Here is a 17,675-nt window from a genome sequence, read left to right as displayed (position 1 = left end):
GGAAGTACAAAAACTGGTAGAAGTGCAAGTGTTATAAAGAACGTATTTAAATAAAAAGAGCCTGAAAAATTAATCTTTCAGGCTCTTTTAAATAAAACAATTAATTATTTTCCGCTTTTTATTACTGTAGAAATTTTAACTGTACTTTTAGATTCTATACGTATTAAGTAAGTTCCGGAGCTCACCTTAGAACCAAATGAAGTTACTCCTGGATTTTTATCATATCTTTTACTGTAAACTTCCATTCCCAGAAGGTTGTATGCACGAACAGTAACAGCTTCATCTCCAATACCAGAAAGATCAATATTTACTGAATTTGTAAAAGGATTTGGATAAATAGAAATGCCTTTTCCAAATTCCTTCGTTATTCCAGGCGATGGTGTATTATTTCTGGATGTAGTAAGGCTTTCACCTACAGTAGTATTGTATGCGTAGTCTAAGATTGTATATGACAATCCATTATTGGCTACTGTAGCATAGAACCAACCATAATGCGTTGCTCCATTAATCTTGAAGTTAAAACCTATATAACCAGATTTTCCATGCCAGTCTGTATAAGAAGATGAGCTTACTACAAAACTATTGCTGTTTGCTACAAAATTACTAGAGGCTCCAACCTGAACTCCTTCACCTAGTAAAGTTATATTGCTAGATGTTCCTTCACAAACAAGATCCTTGCCATATGTTACAAGTCTTAATGTATTCCCTGAATACCAAGGGCCAAAGTATTTTTCATCTCCCACTTCTATCTGGAATGGTAACCAAGTAGTTGAAGAATTTACAGTTTTATCTGCTATATCTACATATACAACGGTTCCATTATTAGAACAAGGCTCACAGTCAGGACCACCACAGTCGATTCCGGTTTCGTTTCCATTCTGGATACCATCAGTACAAGTAGGATTTGTTGTACAAGGCTCACAATCAGGGCCGCCACAGTCGATTCCGGTTTCGTTTCCATTTTGGATACCATCAGTACAAGTAGGTCCTGTCCCTATACCAATTGAAACCGTATAGTCTTCTACTTCACCAAATCTAAAAGATTCACAATGCGTTGGGATTCCATTATATTTCATAGATACTCTCATACGAGTATTACCATTTGTTGCACTATTAGGAACGGTAAAACTACCACTTACAGATGTATCTTTGGAGGCTGCCTTGGTCCAAACCTGTTCTCCACTATCAGCAAAATCTCCATCTTGATTATAGTCAATCCATACACTATAAGCTTCATCATATACAGTACTTGTCCAAGTTGGTGTAATTGTAATAGTATTAGAGGTTCCTTTTGATAATGAAGTTGAAATGGAAGTATAATCTCCATATCCACCACTAGAACCAATTGATGTATTATTAATAGATCCTAATTGTACATTACTGATATATTCATCAGCTACACTTTGTCCATTTGAATTACAGTATACTGGATTATTCGTGTCATCTAATGTTGTAGCAGAGGCAGTATTACTAAATCCAGATACGTTACCTGCAGCATCTTTAGCTTTTACTCTAAACTGATATGCTGTATTTGCGGTTAATCCTGTAACGTTATACGATGTACTAGTTGCAGTTCCGATAACATTATTTCCTTGATATACATCATATCCTGTAACACCTATATTATCAGTAGATGCGGTCCAGGAAAGAGATAATGTAGTCTGTGCTATATTAGAGGTGGCCAATCCAGAAGGATTAGAAGGAGCCTGTGTATCACCACCGGTATCAGTTCCTGCAAGTGGTGCTTTCCATATACCTCTACCATAAGTCCCTGCTATTACTACCTTGTCTTGATAATTAATTTCTAAATCGCGAACAGCGACAGTAGGCAAGCCTGGAGAATAATCTTGCCAGGCATTATCACCGTTTTTGTGATATACTCCTAGATATGTACCCAGGTAGATAGATTCAGTTCCTTTTTCATGTCTTACAATAAATTTACCTTCACCAGGCAGATTCCCGGAGATATTGGAAAAACTTCCTCCTTGGTTAGTGGATTTAAATACTCCACCATTAGAAGAACCACTCGTAGTAACAAATACAATATTACTATTATCATTATGCACTTCTATTGATGTTATATCTGTTTGAAAATTAGAAACCTGACTCCAGTTTACACCTTTATTTGTACTACGGTATAGATTTTTATCTCTAGCAGCGTACATAGTATTTTCGTTGGAAGGATCTATTTCAATAAAATCAATTCTTCCTCCAAAATTAAAGTTGCCTTGTTTTACAAATGAATTATTCACTAGTTTATAGAAGCTGGAGTATCCAGCATATAAATTTCCGTTACTATCAGATACTAACGGAGTTATCCAATTACCAGATTCAGGACCTGTTGTCACAAAGTTTTGATTAGCACCTCTATCCGTGGTTCTATATAATTGCTGACCACTTTGTATAAACCCATAATATGTATTAGGATTATTACCGCTTACTGCACAATCCATACCATCTGCTCCAAAGTAATTATACCAGGTAGCATCTTTTAATCCATATCCTCCATTATCTTGTAATCCACCAACAAGATTTGTAGAGCTTGCATTGGCTGCTACAGAAATTCTATAAAATTGACCAATTTGTAATCCTTTAGTACGATCAGCAAAGCTAGTACCATTATTATCAGAGATATATACACCACCATCACTACCACATAGTAATCTGCCTTTATGATATCTTAAGAAATGAATATCTGCATGTGTATATGATGCCTGATTAGGGGAAGACCAGTTATTAATTTTGGAAAAATTATTTCCTCCATCTGTAGACCTCCAAACATTAAGGCATCCTACGAAAACGGTATTTGCATCTTGATCAGAAACTCCTAAGGCAAGATCATACCAAGCTTGAGTGCTTTCGAATATATTTGTTGTTTCCGCTGTTTTAGTGAAGCTTGCTCCACTATTGGTAGATCTGTATAACCCTTGAAAAGCATTATTGGTTCTGGAGCTAAGTACATATACATATTCAGGGTTTGCGGGAGTAATATCAATTACTAATCTTCCAGAACTAGACGGTAACCCATTTTGCACTTGAGAGAAACTATTACCAGCATTTGTAGATTTATAAAAAGCTGAAGAGGTAGCTGCGTAAATAATGTTAGAATTACCAGGCTTTAATTTGATGTCTTTTATATTGCCATTTAATGTTCTTGTCCAGCTAACACCAGCATTGGATGTCTTATATACTCCAACACTAGTTGCTATCCAAAGAATATTGGAATTATTTGGATCTATATAAATATCATTACTAGAAGTGGAGGTATTGGTAAATTCCAGACCGGTTTTGGCCCAAGTATCACCTCCATCTGTGGATTTAAGAACCCCAATACTATAGCTATCACTTGCATCATCATCTCCTGTTGATATGTATATAATATTAGAGTTATTAGGATCTATTGCGATTCCTGAAACTCCTATTTGAGGAAAATCATCAATAAGAGGAGTCCAAGTCGAACCGCCATTTGTAGATTTCCAAATACCACCAGCTGGAGCACCAATGTATATGGTGTTATCATTGTTTGGATCAATAGCTACAACATTAACTCTTCCTTGTCCCGGCGACCAGGAGTTTCCAGGGTTATGATCAAAAGGACCCATTGAGGTCCAGTTAAAGGCAGCTTTATTGTTGTTGGTTAAAGCCATTTTTTTCTTAATCTCTAATTGATTCCATATGTATTGATGAGTAGGGAGTGTACCATCTGGTTGAATAGATTTTTGATGAAATTCCTTCCATCTCATACCAGGTTTATAACCACTTCCTTTAAGGTCAGGATTACGGCTTTCCCAGTATTTGTCAAAAGCATCAGAAATTTCCTGATATTTAACAGGACCTGTAATACCGGATTTATTTCTGGATACTTCTAATTCTTGAGCCCAAGGGGACTGATGTTGTGCTTGAATGCTGTAACCAGCAAGCAATAGCAGAATAATGCAAAATTTTTTCATTTCTGTTTGGTTTGTGTGTGTAGTTAATTTTCTTAGTTAGTGTGATTTGCTAAAATCACTTTTAGGTATGAAGTATCCGTTTAAATAAGAAGTATAAGTGGATGCCTGACTAGTTGTCAATTATAGCTGTATCAGATACAATTAAGCAGATTTTTTTGTGGAAAATTTATAATTTTCTATATACAGTGCGAGGATAAAATGCGCAATGAACACAATTTAGCTAGTATAGTTAGAACTTCAACTTTTAAATTAGTTCTGAATTATAAGATACTCTGATGATTTAATTAAGTTGAATAATGAGGATTTTTCATAAGAATTTGTGATGTTTGTGTTAAAAGAGTAGTTTTAGTTGAGGCAAATATGAAGAAAAAAATAATTGGAAATTTAACTTTTCGATAAAGAAACCGAAATACTCGTTAATGCAAGCGTATTGCATTTGTGACAGGTGTGGATTAGCAAAGGGGAGTAGTTTTTTCTTACTTATTTTACATATTTGCTTGAAAATTAACTGTATACGCTCTGTTTTTGTAAGGCAAATGGACTTAAAGTACCATTGTGTAAAGAATATTTAATAAAATTTTATTATGCATACATAGTAAATGTTTTATATTTTTGTAATTCAAAAAAGTAGTTATGTACATAAAAGAATTTGAAATAAGGTGGAATGATATAGATGCAAATCGTCATTTGGCAAATAAGGCATATATTGAATTTGCAGCTCATACCCGAATGTCATTTTTATCAGAACGAGGTTTTGATAGACGTTTATTGGGTAAATTTAATATTGGTCCAGTAGTGTTCTATGAGCATATTTATTATTTTAAAGAGGTATTTTATGGTAGACCTATTAAAGTGTCTTTAGAAATTTCAGGACTTAGTGAGGATGGGATGTTTTTTGAGTTCAGACATAACTATTATGATCATAAAGGAAGAAATTTTGCACAATGTGAAATGATGGGAGCCTGGATGGATTTACAAACAAGAAAATTAATACCACTTCCTGAAGAGATACGTAAATTCTTAAGTGATGTTGAGTTTCCTGAAGATTTTAAAACTCTTACCAAAGAGGATACTCGAAAGTTTAATAAAAAACCAAAAGATTTAGGTTAGTTTTTTAGATGGTTTGGTGACGAGGTATACACCAATAAAGACGAATAAAGCAGCTGTTATTTTTACCACATTTAACGAATCTGCACCCATGGTAATTGCAAAACTTATAGCAAGTAAAGGTTGTAAGTAAATAAAAGCTCCTATGGTCGATGCTTTTAATTCTTTTAAAGCGAATATATTTAGTAAATAGGTAAAGAAGGTAGTTCCTACAACGACAAAAACCATTTTCCAGACTACATCTATTGGCAAAGAAGTCCATTCGACTTCTATAAACTCAGAAATAGTAACGGGTAGGTTGAAAAATATACCTAATAGGAAAAACCATTTCATTAAAGTAAAAGAATGGTATTTTGCAGTTAGAGGTTTAACCAGGATGAGGTAAATTGCGTATGAGGTTGCATTAATAATAAATAAAGCATTTCCTAAAGGAATATTTGGAGCATCTTGTCGTGTTTCTGCACCAAAAAGAACTAATCCCAGCGCTCCTCCAAATCCCATTAAAATTCCAATGGTTCTTAATAATGTGATTTTTTCTTTTATAAAAATAGCAGATAAAATGAATACCAGAATAGGAGAAATGGTAATCATTACCGAACTATTAATAGGTGTAGAAAGTTGTAGTCCTTTAAAAAACATCAACATATTAATTGCCATGCCAAAAAATGTACAGGCAACTACTCTGGGCCAATCTTTACGTTCAATTTTTTGTTTGGGTGTCCATATAGATAATATCCAAAAAAGGATAGCGGCTCCCAAGACTCTCAATAAGATAAAACCAAAAGGTTTGATATAAACAGGCATTATTCCTTTGGCAAGAGTATGATTAATAGCATAAATCAAACTTGCACCAAAAGCAGCTAATAATGCCGCTGTTCTTTTATCCATTAATAGCAACATTAGCTGCTTCGACAACTTTCTTACTATTGCCGATAAAAATAGAATTGTCCATTATTATTACAGGTCGTTTAAGAAATGTATAATGTTCCAGAATTAAGTTTTTATAATCTTCTTCTGATAGATTTTGATTTTTGAGGTCACGTTCTTTATACAACCTTGCACGTTTACTAAATAATGCTTCATAGCTTCCGGATAATGAATGCATCTCTTCGATTTGATCAAGAGTCATCAATTCATTTTTAATGTCTTGTAAAACAAAATCTGAAGAAGGATTTAATTCATTAATAATTCTTTTACAAGTGTCACAGGTAGAAAGATGGTATATTTTTTTCAAAGCAAAATATTTAAAGTGTCAAAATCATCACAAAGGAAATTCTTTTCATAATAAAAATGATATTTTTGGCTAAAAATTAAGAACAACTATGCAAGATCCTATAGAAATCGCACGTGTTAATAGAAAAGCGCTTAAAAAGATTTTAGAAAACCATTCGTTGGAGCAACTTAATGAAGTGCCAGAAGGCTTTACTAATAATCTAATTTGGAATATTGCTCACGTTGTTGTCACACAGCAATTATTAATATATAAGCTTAGTGGATTACCCATGATGATTAATGATGAAATGGTAAACTTATATCGAAAAGGGACTAAAACAGAAAGATCGGTCACTGAAGCAGAAGTTTCAGTAATTAAAGAATTGTTATTTGCTACTTTGGATAAAACCGAAGAAGATCTGAAGAATAATGTTTTTCAAGAATATCAGGAGTATCCAACCAGTACAGGATTTGTATTAAAGTCGATATCTGATGCAGTAAATTTTAATAATTTTCATGAAGGGATTCATTTAGGGTATATTTTAGCTCTAAAAAAATCATTATAAAATAGTAAGAGCAAATAAAGAAGCAACTTCTTCTTTTCTTATTTTTAATTCTACAGGACCATCGGCAAATGAACTGATTTCATATTGATTGTAGTAAAGAATCACATGAATATCGGTAAATCCTATATTGTCTGGTAGTGTAAATAGATCATTCTCGAAAAAGAAACCAGTACTATTAATTGATTTTTCTTCAGAAATATTTTGCTCTTTTCTAAATATTTTTTCAGCATATTTTTTAAACTCTAAATGATCTTTAAAGAGATTTTTTGTAACAATTCTTTTACCATTTTTTGGGTTGATATTAATAAAAGATACCCCACCACTACCGTGGGCTCCGCCTGTAAATGTATAAGAATCCATGATTATGGATATTAAACTCTTATTCTGAAAACTAAGGTCACAGTTAATGGATGCTTCATAAGGAACAATCTCCTCAGGAAACTGCCTGCTCATTTCTACATATGAATTGTTAAATTGAGTAATAGCTTGTTCAATACTTTTGGCGGGACCCTTTTCTCCAATATTTAAAATTGCACAAACCGTATTTTCTACCTCTTGATTGATACGATTAGATACTTGTGTATTGTCAATAGTATGTAGTAAGTTAATTTCTAATAATGCACAGTTATTTTTTTTACAATCAAGAATTTCTGAAACCGTAATATTTTGTTTTTCAAAAGTCAAAGATTCTTCTGTATTACAGTTATATAAACTTATAAATAATCCCATAAAAAGGATCCTGATCAAAAGGGTGTTAGGTTTTGTGTTAATCATCTACTAAAGGTATTCATTACAATATGATTAGAACGAATTAAATCATACATTTGCTCAGTTTTTTAACATAAAAATGAGCAAGTTAAATTAAATGTTTGTTTTTATCGAAATATTGTTAATTCTATTGGATCAAAAACTATTAATATAAATGAAATTTAACACTAAAACAATCCATGGTGGTCAGGAACATGATCCTGCATATGGAGCAGTAATGCCTCCTATATATCAAACATCAACATATGCACAATCCACTCCAGGAGGACATAAAGGATTTGAATATAGTAGAACACATAACCCAACCCGAAAAGCACTTGAAAATGCTTTTGCTAGTATAGAAAATGGAGAATTTGGTCTAGCTTTTGGATCTGGGTTAGCTGCAATTGATGCAGTAATTAAGTTATTAAAACCAGGAGATGAAGTGATTTCTACAAATGATCTTTATGGAGGGACATATAGATTATTTACCAAAATATTTGAAGGGTTTGGAGTAAAGTTTCACTTTATCGGTATGGAGAATGCTGATAAAATAGAGCAATTTGTAAATGAAAACACAAAATTGATTTGGGTAGAAACTCCTACCAATCCAATGATGAATATTATTGATATTAAAGCAGTAGCTTCTATATCAAAAAAACACAACTTATTATTAGCTGTAGATAATACTTTTGCAACTCCTTATTTGCAACGACCTTTGGATTTGGGAGCAGATATTGTTATGCATAGTGCAACTAAATATTTAGGTGGACATAGTGATGTGGTGATGGGAGCTTTGGTAGTAAAAGATGAGGAAATAGCTGAGCGCTTATATTTTATTCAAAATGCAAGTGGTGCAGTTTGTGGCCCACAAGATAGTTTTTTGGTATTAAGGGGGATAAAAACCTTACATGTGCGTATGCAGCGTCATTGTGAAAACGGAGAAGCTATTGCGAGATATTTAAAAACACATCCAAAAATAGAAAAAGTATACTGGCCAGGTTTTGAGGATCACCCTAATCATAAGATTGCAAAAGAGCAAATGGATGGTTTTGGAGGAATGATCTCTTTTGTTACTAAAAATAGTGATTATGATGAAGCCATCAGAATAGTAGAAAATCTAAAAGTTTTTACTCTGGCAGAATCATTAGGAGGTGTAGAAAGTCTTTCAGGACATCCGGCAAGTATGACTCATGCATCCATTCCAAAAGAAGAACGTGAAAAGACAGGAGTGGTTGATTCTTTAATTCGATTGAGTGTAGGGATTGAAGATGTAGATGACCTTATTGAAGATCTTAGACAAGCAATTGGTTAAGACGTTATTAAATCAAAAAAAATCAATATACATTTTTAAGAATATCATATATTTGACACGGTAAATTAACCGGCAAATAAGAATCTATTAATTTAATTAAAATATGCAAGCAAAGATAGATGCGTTCATGGAAGAGGTAAAGGCTCGTAATGCCCATGAACCTGAATTCCTGCAAGCAGTACAGGAAGTTGCAGAGACTGTAATTCCTTACATTGCTACAAAAGAAATTTACAATGGTAAAAACATTCTTCTTAGAATGGTTGAGCCAGAAAGAGCTATCATGTTTAGAGTACCATGGGTAGATGACAACGGAGAGATTCATGTAAATAGAGGATATCGTATCCAAATGAATTCTGCTATTGGTCCTTATAAAGGAGGATTGCGTTTTCATCCAACAGTAAACTTAAGTATTCTAAAATTCTTGGCTTTTGAGCAAGTTTTTAAGAATAGTTTGACTACCCTTCCAATGGGAGGTGGTAAAGGAGGTTCTGATTTTGATCCAAAAGGAAAATCAGATGATGAAATCATGCGTTTTTGCCATAGCTTTATGAGTGAACTCTTTAGGCATATTGGCCCAGATACAGATGTTCCTGCTGGAGATATAGGAGTTGGTGGTAGAGAAATAGGATTCTTGTTTGGTATGTATCGTAAAATGCGAAACGAATTTACAGGAGTTCTTACCGGAAAAGGAATTACTTGGGGAGGATCATTAATCCGTCCGGAAGCAACAGGTTATGGAGCTGTATATTTTGCACAGAATATGTTAGAAACCAAAGGAGAAGCTCTTAAAGGGAAAACGGTTGTGGTTTCTGGTTCAGGGAATGTTGCACAATATGCTACTGAAAAAGCTACGCAATTAGGAGCTAAGGTGGTTACACTATCTGATTCTTCAGGATATATTTATGATGCTGAAGGGATTGATGAAGAGAAGCTTTCCTTTGTTATGGAGTTAAAAAATGTAAAGAGAGGTCGTATTAGCGAGTATGTTGATAAATACCCTTCTGCTCAATTTCATAAAGGAGAAACTCCTTGGGGAGTTGCTTGTGATATAGCTCTACCATGTGCTACACAAAACGAACTTAATGGTGAAGATGCTAAAAAACTAATCTCAAATGGATGTATCTGTGTTAGTGAAGGAGCTAATATGCCAAGTACACCAGAAGCGATTTCGGTTTTTCACGAAGCAAAAATTTTCTTTGCACCAGGAAAGGCATCTAATGCTGGAGGAGTAGCAACGTCTGGATTAGAAATGACTCAAAACTCTTTACGATACAAGTGGACAAGAGAAGAAGTTGATGATAAATTAAAGCAGATCATGAAAGAAATACACGAATCTTGTATGGAGTACGGATCTGATGGAAATGGATATATAGATTATGTAAAAGGAGCCAATATTGCAGGATTTGTAAAAGTTGCAGATGCAATGCTAGCTCAAGGAGTTATATAAAATTATATAAAATAATATCTAAAGGCCATTCAAATATAATTTGAATGGCTTTTTTAGTTAAATTTGGAATACACAATCATTTTACTTCCAGTAAATTAAATAACTAAACGTACTGCAATGGATCACCTTACTAAGCTTGAAGAAATGCTTCATAGAGCAAATGATGATATCAAGAATGGATACTATGATGAAGCTACAAATAAATTAGAAAAAATCATCGATATAGACCCAGATTTTGGGAAAGCATATAATCATTTAGGATATCTATATGAGGTAAAGTTTAAAGAATTTGATAAAGGAGAAACTCTTTATAAATTATGCTTAGAGAAAAGCCCGATGTACCCAAGTGTATATTATAATTATGCTGTTTTATTATCAACTTTAAGTAAATGGGAAGAATTGAAAGAATTATTAGATAGTGCAATGAACATTCCAGGTATTACAAAAGCGACTATATATAACGAGTATGCTATTATGTACGAGCAACAAGGTAAACTAGATGATGCTATTGATTATTATAAAAAATGTGGTTTAAATACGTTGGATAAAAATACTCTTAATAGAGCCAAAGATTCTCTTGAACGCTGTCAATCAAAAAAAGAATTGCTCTGATTAATAAATTTTGAAGTTAAATTTTGATGTAAAAAAGTATTCATTATAATATAGAATCGCTTTTTAAGTGTGATAACTGCAATAATTACTATTTTAGCGTGTTATCAAATCGTAGCAAAAGTTTCTAAAAAAGTTATGCGTTATTTTAAAGTATTATTAGTTTTTTTATTACCCTTATTTTTATCTTCACAAGATTTTAGTAATCAATGGACAGGGCATTATTCCTATTTTCAGATTAATGATTTATATGCTACTGATGATAAAGTTTATGCTGCATCAGAAAATGCGATATTCATTTATGATACTCAAAGTGAATCCATAGACACCTTTTCTACAGTCAACGGATTATCAGGAGAGATTATTTCTTCAATTTATCATAGTTCAGTTTATAATATTACAGCAATTGGTTATGAGAATGGATTGCTTGAAGTAATAACGGATGATAATGATGTAACAACATTTATAGATATTGTTGAAAAACCCACTATTCCTCCAACAGAAAAAAGAATTAACCACTTTTTTGAAAATGGAAATATACTATATGTTTCTACAGGTTTTGGTATTGTTGAGTTCAATTTAGAGAATATTGAATTTGGAGACACCTTTTTTGTCGGTCCAGGAGGCTCTCAGATTAATATTACTGGAACAGCCGTTTTGGATAACTCAATTTATGCAACGACTCCTGATAATGGAATATTAAGAGCGGATGTAAATAACCCTAATTTGGTGGATTTTAACCAGTGGTCAACAGTGGTTGGTGGTAACTTTAATGGAATTCTAAATTTTAATAATCAAATTATTGTTTGGCAAAATACGAATCTGATAAGTAGATTGAATGGAAATACAGTTACCACTGTAATTACAGCTACTTCTAATATTCAGGATTTTACATCTGATGATCAAAACCTAACACTAGCCTTGGGTAATAGATCGTTGACATATGATGTGAGTTTTCAGCAAATCACATCTGTCGTTAGTAATGTAGAAAATACATTCTCTCTTAATTCTTCAATAATTTTTAATAATAATATATATCTAGGAACAAATAGTAGAGGTTTATTACAGATTAATACAAATAGTTCTAACAGTAGTGTGTCAGTTACTCCAGAAGGCCCTTTATTAAATTCTCCTTTTGGTATAGAGGCTAATAATAATGATTTATGGGTGGTTTACGGAGAATATGATGCTTTTTATAATCCTTCAGGGGTATTGAGAGGTATAAGTCGATTTAAATCAGAAGGATGGATTAACATTACGGATGATAAGGTGTTAAATGCCAGGGCTCTAAGCGCGATAAGTGTTAATCCTGCCAATGAAGAACAAGTGTTCATTAGTAGTTTTCAAGATGGGTTATTAGAAATAAACAATAATGAAGTTACAAATTTATATAACAGTGTTAATAGTGGTTTTGAAACTTTAGTTCCAGGTTCAGAAGTGGTTAGACTTAATGGATCTGTGTTTGATGATAATGGTGATTTGTGGATTGTTAACTCTAGAATTGTGAACGGATTAAAACGATTTTCTCCCTCGACTGCTCAAACATTTAATGTGAATTTGTCCTCTGTAATTTCTAATGCTTTGGACGATTTGGGATTTAGTGATGTTGTTTTAAATAGAGAAGGTAATGTTTTTTTTGGAACAAATAAGAATGGAGTAATAGGTTACAATGTTGATTCAGGAAGATTGATCAAGTTGGCTGGTAAAGGAGAAGGAGCAGATCTGCCAGATGATTTTATCCAGGCGTTAGAAATTGATAAAAATAATCAACTTTGGATAGGTACACGACTTGGACTTCGAGTTTTATTTAATTCTTCAGGAGCTTTTCAGCAAGCTAATCCACAAACGAATCAAATTATTATTCTGGATGAAGAAGGAGTTCCACAGGAGTTACTTTTTGGACAAGGAATAACAGATATAGAAGTCGATGGGTCTAATAACAAATGGGTAGCTACAGGATCATCTGGAGTATTTTATTTTTCTTCTGATGGACAGGAGACTTTAGCCCATTTTACAAAAGAAAATTCACCATTACCATCAAATAATGTTAGAGATGTTACTGTAGATGATACTACCGGAGCTGTATTTTTTGCTACAGTAAATGGGTTATTAGAATTTAAAGGTACTGCTACAGGACCAGAAAGTGATTTAGAAAATGTAGTGGCTTTTCCTAATCCTGTGAGACCTGGATTTAACGGTAGAGTAACAATCAGAGGTCTTACGAGAAGAGCTAATGTGAAGATTACAGATATCGAAGGAAATCTGGTACATGAAGAAGTTAGTGAAGGAGGAAGTATACAGTGGGATACAACAGCTTTTGGAAGACATAAAGTTGCCTCTGGAGTATACTTAATCTTAGTTACTGGTGAAGACCAGGGAGAAACCACGGTTTCTAAGCTTTTGATTGTTCGTTAATGATTGTTAATACCAATGCCATAGTATTACATTCTTTACGCTATGGCGAAGCAGATCTAATAGTAAAACTTTTTACCAAAACCAGTGGGTTACGGTCCTACTTATTAAAAGGGATTTTAAAATCTCGAAAAGGAAAAATCAGATCTTCTTTTTTTCAACCTTTAACCTTATTAGAAATAGAAGCGGTACATAAGGATAAGGGTACGTTAGAAAGAATTAAGGAAGCAAAAGTAATTTCACCTTATAAAACCTTGCACACCGATTTTGTAAAGAGTTCAGTGGTGTTTTTTCTTTCAGAAATTCTAAAAAATGCCATACAAGAAGAAGAGACTAATGAGAGTTTATTTAAGTATCTGGAGACTACATTACTATGGTTAGATACGCATACAGTTATCGGTAATTTTCATATAGTGTTTTTAATAAAACTAACTCAATATTTGGGATTTTACCCAGACGTTTCTGAGATAGATTCAGAGTACTTTAATATGCAAGAAGGGTGCTTTCAACAAAATAGTACTAATGTATATTGTTTAAATGGAGGTAATATTTCTATGTTGAAAGAGTTTTTAGGCACGACATTTGAGGAAAGTATGAATATAAAGCTCTCTAAAACTCTAAGAAGTCAGATTCTTAACGTGCTATTAGTATATTTTGAGCTACATTTGCACGAATTTAAAAAACCTAAGTCTTTATCTATTTTGAATGAAATTTTTAATTAAGTAATGAGATTATTCATACTGTTTTTGTTGACTTCTTTTTTTCTGCCTACAGTTCATGCTCAGAAAATAACTGTATTTAGTAAGTCGAACAATGAACCAATCCCTAATGTTGCAATTTATAATAAGATAAAGTCTAAAAGTACTACCACAGATTTTGATGGAGTAGCCGATATTTCTATATTTTCTGATGAAGAAATATTGTATTTTACTCATATATCTCATATTACAACAAGCTTGTTTAAATCGAGAATCACAAAACTTGGTAATAATATATACCTTGAAGCAGATAAAAATCAACTCTCAGAAGTGGTTATTTCTGTTTCCAAATGGGAGCAGGAAACAAAGGATGTTGCTCAAAAAATAGTTAGTATTTCGGCAAATGAAATAGCGTTGTCAACTCCGCAAACATCAGCCGATTTATTACAAAGTACAGGACAGGTTTTTGTTCAAAAAAGCCAATTAGGAGGAGGAAGTCCAATTATTAGAGGATTTTCTACAAATAGATTATTACTGACAGTAGATGGAGTTCGAATGAACACCGCTATTTTTAGAGGAGGAAATGTACAAAATGTAATTTCTGTAGATCCGTTTACAATTGATAGAACAGAAGTAATACTTGGACCAGGATCCGTTGTTTATGGGAGTGATGCTGTTGGTGGAGTAATGAACTTTTATACCATGCAACCCAAGTTTGGTCTTAGTGGTAAAAATAAATTCAGTGGAAATGCTCTGGTACGGTATTCAAGCGCAAGTAATGAAAAGACAGGTCATGTAGATTTTAATTTTGGTTTAGAAAAATGGGCTTTTTTAACTAGTATGAGTTATACAGATTTTGACGACTTAAAAATGGGAAGTAATGGTCCTGATGATTATTTAAGAACTGAGTTTGTAGAGAGGATTAATGGGGAGGATGTAGTAGTGCAAAACGATGATCCTGAAAAACAAGTTTTTACAGGTTATGATCAAGTTAATTTTTTACAAAAGATTAATTATATGCCCAATGAAAATTGGGATTTTAGTCTAGGACTTGCATATACAGAGTCTTCGGATTATCCAAGGTATGATCGTTTGATTAGGCGAAGTGAAGGTAATTTAAGATCTGCAGAATGGTATTATGGTCCACAAAAATGGTTTATGGGGAATTTTCAAATATTTCATAAGTCAACCAATAAACTATATGATAAAATGAAAGTTACTGCTGCCTATCAATATTTTGAAGAAAGCAGAAACGACAGAAACTTTGGAAGTGAAATTTTAGAGAGAACACAAGAACAGGTAGATGCTTATTCGATTAACTTTGATTTAGAAAAGAAATTTAATGAAAATACATCTTTGTATTACGGCCTCGAGTATATTTTGAATGCTGTGTATTCTGATGGATCCGAACGTAATATTGAAACAGGAGAAATAGCGAATGCACCATCTAGGTACCCTGATGGATCCACTTGGCAGTCTATAGCTGCTTATGCAAGTTTAAAGCATAAATTCAATGAAAAACTAAGATTTCAGGGAGGATTAAGATATAATAGAATTATTCTGTATTCAGAATTTGATAACGAATTTTTTGATTTCCCTTTTACAGAAGCTAATATTGATACAGAAGCAGTTACTGGTACAGCTGGATTAAGTTGGCTTCCTAATGATGTATTACAATGGAAGCTTAATTTTTCAACAGCCTTTAGAGCACCAAATATTGATGATGTAGGTAAAATATTTGATTCTGAACCTGGTTCTGTAGTAGTCCCAAATCCAAATCTTAAGCCGGAGTATGCGTATAGCGGAGAAGTTGGTGTTATGGCTAATTTGAGTAAATCATTCACAGTAGATCTGGCAGGATATTATACACACCTTAATGATGCTTTGGTTCGAAGTGATTTTGATCTTAACGGTGAAACCGAAATCATATTTGGAGGAGAGTTAAGTAGAGTGCAAGCAATCCAAAATGCATCTAATGCTAAGATTTATGGTTTTGAAGCCGGAATCCGGTATAATTTTGCAAAAAACTTTAAACTGACTTCGCAATATACTTTTGTCGGAGGAAAAGAAGAATTGGATGATGGCTCCTCAAACCCATCGAGGCATGTGGCTCCTCAGTTTGGGAATACTCATCTTGTATATACAAATCAGAAATGGACGGTAGATGCTTTTGCAATTTATAATGGTAAGTTTGACTTTGAAGATCTGGCTCCTTCGCAACAAAGTGTTGCACATATCTACGCAACTGATGAAAATGGAAACCCATATTCTCCATCCTGGTATACGCTTAATGTAAGGATGCAATATCAATTTAACGAGAACCTTTCTGGAACTTTTTCTTTAGAGAATATTACAGATCAACGTTATCGATCATACTCATCTGGGATTGCTGCAGCTGGAAGAAATTTGATTCTTTCTCTAAAATATTCATTATAGATTAAAACCAATTATATCAAAAATACTCTATACATATTTGATATCGATGGAACCCTTACGGATAGTGTTCCTATGTACTTAATGTCTGTTACAAATTCACTGTTAACTATGGGAATTACCGATATTGATACAGATTATAATAATTACAAGCATCATACAGATAGTTATGCACTGCGATATAATTATGAACGTAATTTTGATAATAATATGCCAAGCCATTTATTGGATGAATTCGAATCAGATCTTGTAAAACAAATGCTGAAATTTGATCCGGTTATTGAAATTGAAGGAGCGCAATCCTTGATAGGTTTTTTTAGAGAAAATAGTATTCCATTTTGCTTTGCTACTGGTGCGTTACCAGAACCGGCAAAACTCAAATTAGACCAATGTAATATATGGTATGATGAATCATTGTTAGCTACCTCAAAAACACATGAATCTAGAGAGGGTTTTGTACTTGATGCAATAGAGAAATCAAAAAAATTCTACTCAAGAGATGGATTTGAGAATATTATATCTGTTGGAGATGGGATTTGGGATTTGAAAACAGCAAAAAATCTATCTCTTGACTTTGTAGGAATAGGAGATAAAAACAAAGAAAAACTATTGGATCAAGGAGCAGAAAAATGTTATAAGAATATCGAAGAGTTTAAAAGAACTTTGATTTAATTTTTGTTTTTGACCTTTCTTAGTTTTTTCATTAGTGTACTGTCAAAAGTACTTTTTAATGAAGTAACCTCTTTTACATTTTCGTTAGGGATTGCAATAGAAAGAACATAATGCCTTATTTTCCAACCTTCTTTTGTTTTTTCTAAGATACCACTACCTCGACAAATTCCCATCTGCGTATCTAATAATTCATCAAACCAAGCAAGGTTTGTATTTTTTTTATTAAATATGTTTCTTTCTAATGTAGTAAAGCTCCAGGCTTTTCCTTTATCAAAATATGGTTTTGCAAAAGCTTTAAATGCATCATAATTCCAATTTTCAGTAGGATCTGTTCCTATAAAAATTGAATTGGAAGTCATAAGTCCAAAATATGATTCAAAATCTGCATCAGAAGCAGCTTTATGCCATTTTTCAAGAGTGCTATTAATTTCTGAATGTTCTTTTTCTTGTGCAAAAGAAACTATACAAAACAATAGTAAAATGATAAGAGATAAATTGATTCGCATA

At 33.0% G+C, this 17,675-nt stretch carries 14 protein-coding genes; 9 read left to right on the top strand and 5 right to left on the bottom strand.

Translation table 11 applies throughout. The features are described 5' to 3' along the window. Positions 1–104: 104 nt before the first annotated feature. Positions 105–3,950: a GEVED domain-containing protein gene (locus tag U0D62_RS15960; protein ID WP_322288306.1), complete on the bottom strand. Its 3,846-nt coding sequence runs from the start codon at positions 3,948–3,950 to the stop codon at positions 105–107. A gap of 633 nt (positions 3,951–4,583) precedes the next feature. Between U0D62_RS15960 and U0D62_RS15955 the strand changes: the two genes are divergently transcribed. Next, a complete protein-coding gene (locus U0D62_RS15955; protein ID WP_322288305.1) occupies positions 4,584–5,060 on the top strand; it encodes an acyl-CoA thioesterase in 477 nt (158 codons plus the stop codon). Here the strand turns inward: U0D62_RS15955 and U0D62_RS15950 are convergent. Together U0D62_RS15950 and U0D62_RS15945 are read right to left on the bottom strand one after the other, a co-directional pair. Next, the gene (locus U0D62_RS15950) at positions 5,052–5,945 is read right to left on the bottom strand and encodes a DMT family transporter (protein WP_322288304.1); all 894 of its coding nucleotides are present in this window, start codon (positions 5,943–5,945) and stop codon (positions 5,052–5,054) included. The two genes, U0D62_RS15955 and U0D62_RS15950, sit on opposite strands and share 9 nt — an antisense overlap. After that, positions 5,938–6,291: an arsenate reductase family protein gene (locus tag U0D62_RS15945; protein ID WP_322288303.1), complete on the bottom strand. Its 354-nt coding sequence runs from the start codon at positions 6,289–6,291 to the stop codon at positions 5,938–5,940. The genes U0D62_RS15950 and U0D62_RS15945 overlap by 8 nt, the downstream gene beginning before the upstream one ends. An 88-nt stretch (positions 6,292–6,379) precedes the next feature. Here U0D62_RS15945 and U0D62_RS15940 point away from each other — a divergent pair, with 88 nt between their 5' ends. After that, positions 6,380–6,835, top strand: a complete 456-nt coding sequence (locus U0D62_RS15940; RefSeq protein ID WP_322288302.1) for a DinB family protein — start codon at positions 6,380–6,382, stop codon at positions 6,833–6,835. Here the strand turns inward: U0D62_RS15940 and U0D62_RS15935 are convergent. After that, positions 6,830–7,609: a DUF3298 and DUF4163 domain-containing protein gene (locus U0D62_RS15935; protein WP_322288301.1), complete on the bottom strand. Its 780-nt coding sequence runs from the start codon at positions 7,607–7,609 to the stop codon at positions 6,830–6,832. The two genes, U0D62_RS15940 and U0D62_RS15935, sit on opposite strands and share 6 nt — an antisense overlap. A 148-nt stretch (positions 7,610–7,757) precedes the next feature. On the opposite strand from U0D62_RS15935, the gene U0D62_RS15930 reads away from it, so the two are divergent. The 7 genes from U0D62_RS15930 to U0D62_RS15900 all read left to right on the top strand — a co-directional run bounded on the left by U0D62_RS15930 (position 7,758) and on the right by U0D62_RS15900 (position 17,168). Next, entirely contained in the window at positions 7,758–8,897 is a 1,140-nt protein-coding gene (locus U0D62_RS15930) for a cystathionine gamma-synthase (RefSeq protein ID WP_322288300.1), read from the top strand. A 103-nt stretch (positions 8,898–9,000) separates the two neighbouring features. Next, positions 9,001–10,344, top strand: coding sequence for an NADP-specific glutamate dehydrogenase (gdhA, locus tag U0D62_RS15925; RefSeq protein WP_322288299.1), 1,344 nt, complete (start codon positions 9,001–9,003; stop codon positions 10,342–10,344). Positions 10,345–10,461: 117 nt separating this feature from the next. Beyond that, on the top strand, positions 10,462–10,956 hold the full coding sequence (locus U0D62_RS15920) for a hypothetical protein (RefSeq protein WP_322288298.1): 495 nt from the start codon (positions 10,462–10,464) through the stop codon (positions 10,954–10,956). A 135-nt stretch (positions 10,957–11,091) separates the two neighbouring features. Continuing rightward, a complete protein-coding gene (gene porZ, locus U0D62_RS15915) occupies positions 11,092–13,368 on the top strand; it encodes a type IX secretion system anionic LPS delivery protein PorZ (protein ID WP_322288297.1) in 2,277 nt (758 codons plus the stop codon). Continuing rightward, positions 13,368–14,087 (top strand): DNA repair protein RecO, encoded by a 720-nt coding sequence (gene recO, locus U0D62_RS15910; protein ID WP_322288296.1) that lies wholly within the window; start codon positions 13,368–13,370, stop codon positions 14,085–14,087. Before porZ ends, recO begins: the two co-directional genes overlap by 1 nt. Before the next feature lie 3 nt (positions 14,088–14,090). Next, a complete protein-coding gene (locus U0D62_RS15905; protein ID WP_322288295.1) occupies positions 14,091–16,499 on the top strand; it encodes a TonB-dependent receptor in 2,409 nt (802 codons plus the stop codon). Further along, a complete protein-coding gene (locus U0D62_RS15900; protein ID WP_322288413.1) occupies positions 16,500–17,168 on the top strand; it encodes an HAD family hydrolase in 669 nt (222 codons plus the stop codon). It abuts the gene before it with no gap. On the opposite strand, the gene U0D62_RS15895 is transcribed toward U0D62_RS15900, so the two are convergent. After that, positions 17,165–17,674, bottom strand: a complete 510-nt coding sequence (locus U0D62_RS15895) for a nuclear transport factor 2 family protein (protein WP_322288294.1) — start codon at positions 17,672–17,674, stop codon at positions 17,165–17,167. The genes U0D62_RS15900 and U0D62_RS15895 overlap by 4 nt on opposite strands. Between the last annotated feature and the right edge of the window lies 1 nt (position 17,675).

The sequence above is a fragment of the Aquimarina callyspongiae genome (assembly GCF_034322225.1).
Lineage (GTDB): Bacteria > Bacteroidota > Bacteroidia > Flavobacteriales > Flavobacteriaceae > Aquimarina.
This window is presented reverse-complemented; position numbering and strand designations above follow the sequence as displayed.

Coding starts and splice junctions, on each gene's coding strand:
- U0D62_RS15960 (WP_322288306.1), bottom strand. CDS start 3,950: ATGAAAAAATTTTGCATTATTCTGCTATTGCTTGCTGGTTACAGCATT.
- U0D62_RS15955 (WP_322288305.1), top strand. CDS start 4,584: ATGTACATAAAAGAATTTGAAATAAGGTGGAATGATATAGATGCAAAT.
- U0D62_RS15950 (WP_322288304.1), bottom strand. CDS start 5,945: ATGGATAAAAGAACAGCGGCATTATTAGCTGCTTTTGGTGCAAGTTTG.
- U0D62_RS15940 (WP_322288302.1), top strand. CDS start 6,380: ATGCAAGATCCTATAGAAATCGCACGTGTTAATAGAAAAGCGCTTAAA.
- U0D62_RS15935 (WP_322288301.1), bottom strand. CDS start 7,609: ATGATTAACACAAAACCTAACACCCTTTTGATCAGGATCCTTTTTATG.
- U0D62_RS15930 (WP_322288300.1), top strand. CDS start 7,758: ATGAAATTTAACACTAAAACAATCCATGGTGGTCAGGAACATGATCCT.
- gdhA (WP_322288299.1), top strand. CDS start 9,001: ATGCAAGCAAAGATAGATGCGTTCATGGAAGAGGTAAAGGCTCGTAAT.
- U0D62_RS15920 (WP_322288298.1), top strand. CDS start 10,462: ATGGATCACCTTACTAAGCTTGAAGAAATGCTTCATAGAGCAAATGAT.
- porZ (WP_322288297.1), top strand. CDS start 11,092: ATGCGTTATTTTAAAGTATTATTAGTTTTTTTATTACCCTTATTTTTA.
- recO (WP_322288296.1), top strand. CDS start 13,368: ATGATTGTTAATACCAATGCCATAGTATTACATTCTTTACGCTATGGC.
- U0D62_RS15905 (WP_322288295.1), top strand. CDS start 14,091: ATGAGATTATTCATACTGTTTTTGTTGACTTCTTTTTTTCTGCCTACA.
- U0D62_RS15895 (WP_322288294.1), bottom strand. CDS start 17,674: ATGCGAATCAATTTATCTCTTATCATTTTACTATTGTTTTGTATAGTT.